Annotated in this window: 2 protein-coding genes; one reads left to right on the top strand and one right to left on the bottom strand. The window is 55.3% G+C overall.

Annotated elements, in window-relative coordinates; all coding sequences use genetic code 11:
* Window positions 1-1,672, bottom strand: a 1,672-nt coding sequence (ade, locus tag RT018_RS12780; protein ID WP_312942579.1) for an adenine deaminase, incomplete at its 3' end; no start/stop codon positions are given.
* 226 nt (window positions 1,673-1,898) lie between these two features.
* Here ade and RT018_RS12775 point away from each other — a divergent pair.
* The coding region (locus tag RT018_RS12775; RefSeq protein ID WP_312942577.1) for a flavin reductase family protein at window positions 1,899-2,195 on the top strand (297 nt) is incomplete at its 3' end.

Raw genomic sequence — 2,195 nt, 5'->3', positions numbered from 1 at the left:
GGGAAGGAATAACGGGAAGGGCCATGAAGCTGAGCGTCATGAAGGGGTCCACCCCGTCGGAAACACCAAGAGCCGCCGCCTTTTCCTTGGCGTCCTCCAGCTTCCGGTTCACTTCGGGCAAAGGCTCCTCACTCATGATTCCTGCGATGGACAGAGGCACTTCTGCAACGGAAACTCCACTGTCCAGTACCACGATGCCACCGTTCAGCTCCACCACCCGGTTCACCGCCGTGGCCATGTCCTCTTCGTTGGTGCCCACCACGATGATGTTGTGAGAGTCGTGGGAAATGGAGGTGGCCACCGCGCCGGATTTCAGTCCGTAACCTTGAATGTAACCGATGCCGATGTGGTGGGTATTTTTGTGCCGCTCTACCACCGCCAGCTTTAACACGTCGTACTCCGTGTCAATGCGGTCTGAATAGCCCGCGTCTACCGTGGTGATCTCGCCGGGGACCATGCCGATGATACCCCGGGGACGCTTTTCCGCGAAGTCCTCCGCCGTCAGCATTCCCACATGGAAGGTGTTGTGTGCCCGCTCCACCAGATAGGGTTCAATGGCTGGGGCGGGGAAGTTCCGCAATTGGCCATACTCCACCATCAGCTCGCCACGTTTATAGACCTTCTCAATCTGGAAGGACTCGAAGCTGTCAATCACCACAAAGTCTCCAAGGTATCCCGGTGCGATGGCACCCCGGTTGTTCAAAAGGAAGTATCGCGCGGCGTTGTGGCAGGCCACCTTGACCGCCGTGATGGGGTCTGCGCCCAAGGCGATGGCCCTCCGGACGATGTAGTCGATGTGGCCTTTTTCCAACAGGTCGTTGGGGTGCTTGTCGTCGGTGCAGAACATACAGCGCTCGGCGTATTTGTCGCACAGGAGAGGAACCAGCGCTTCCAAATTCCGAGCGGCGGTGCCTTCCCGAATCATGATAAACTGGCCCCGCTGAAGCTTGGCAACGGCATCGCTCAAATCGTGACACTCGTGGTCGGAATAGACTCCAGCGGCGATGTAGGCGTTCAAATCGTTGCCCTGGAGGTCCGGAGCGTGGCCGTCGATCTTTTTGTGATGGGCCTGTGCCGCCACAATTTTTTCAACGGCCTGTTCGTCGCCGTTGATGATGCCCACAAAGTTCATCATCTCCGCAAGACCTTGCACTCTGGGATGATCGTAAAAGGAGTCGATGGCCCGATAGTCCAAAATTGCCCCGGACTCGTCTAGCGGCGTGGCGGGAACGCAGGAGGGCAGCATAAACCGCACGTCCACCGGCAGGCCCTCCGTGGCCTGAAGCATATACTCAATGCCGTCGGTTCCCATGACATTGGCAATCTCGTGGGGGTCGGTGATCACGGTGGTGGTGCCGTGGGGCAGCACTGCCTTTACAAATTCGCGGGGACTGACCAGGGAGCTTTCCAGATGGATATGCGCGTCCAGAAAGCCTGGCAGGACGATTTTGCCGGTCATGTCTGCCTCAATTTCGCCCTCGTAGCTGCCCATGCCCACAATCAGCCCCTCAGCCACGGCGATGTCCGCCTGACACAGCTCGTTGGAGAACACATTGACATAGGTTGCGTTTTTCAGCACCAGATCCGCCTTTTCGCGGCCTGACGCGGCCTCGATAATGCGCCGTTTCTTCAGTAGCTTTCGGTTGATTTTGCCCGCATAGCTCTCAGACATGGGACCACTCCTTTTCGATATTAAATTTACTTATTTCAATAAGTAATTGAAATAATGACAATGATTTTATGAAAGTATACGCGCAAAATGCGCGTTTGTCCATAGAGAAAACGGGAAAAGTTTTTTGTTGCATTCGCTACTTCCAAAAACAAGCAATTTCTGCTATATTAGTATCATTCAATATACGAATGGACCGCCGGGATCGGCAAAGGAAAGGAGCGTTTTTATGGCAAAGATAAACGCAAAAGCCTATGAGGCCATGGACTACGGCATGTATCTCATCTCCACCTCCGTGGATGGAAAGCGGCAGGGCTGCATTGTCACCTCTTTCGCGCAGGTTACTTCCTCCCGCCCGCCCCGCTTCACCGTCACTCTGAACCGGGACCACTCTACCACCGAGGCGATTCTCGCTTCCGGCGTATTCTCTGTGACGCTGCTGGGAAAGGACTGTCCCGAAGAAATAATCAATACTTTCGGCTATAAATCGGGCCGAGTGGGGGACAAGTTTGCCGCCTTCGAGCCG

Origin of the sequence: Oscillibacter sp. (assembly GCF_032060045.1) — a bacterium.
GTDB lineage: Bacteria > Bacillota > Clostridia > Oscillospirales > Oscillospiraceae > Oscillibacter.
The sequence above is the reverse complement of the archived record's forward strand: the minus strand, read 5'-3'. Positions and strand labels throughout refer to the sequence as shown.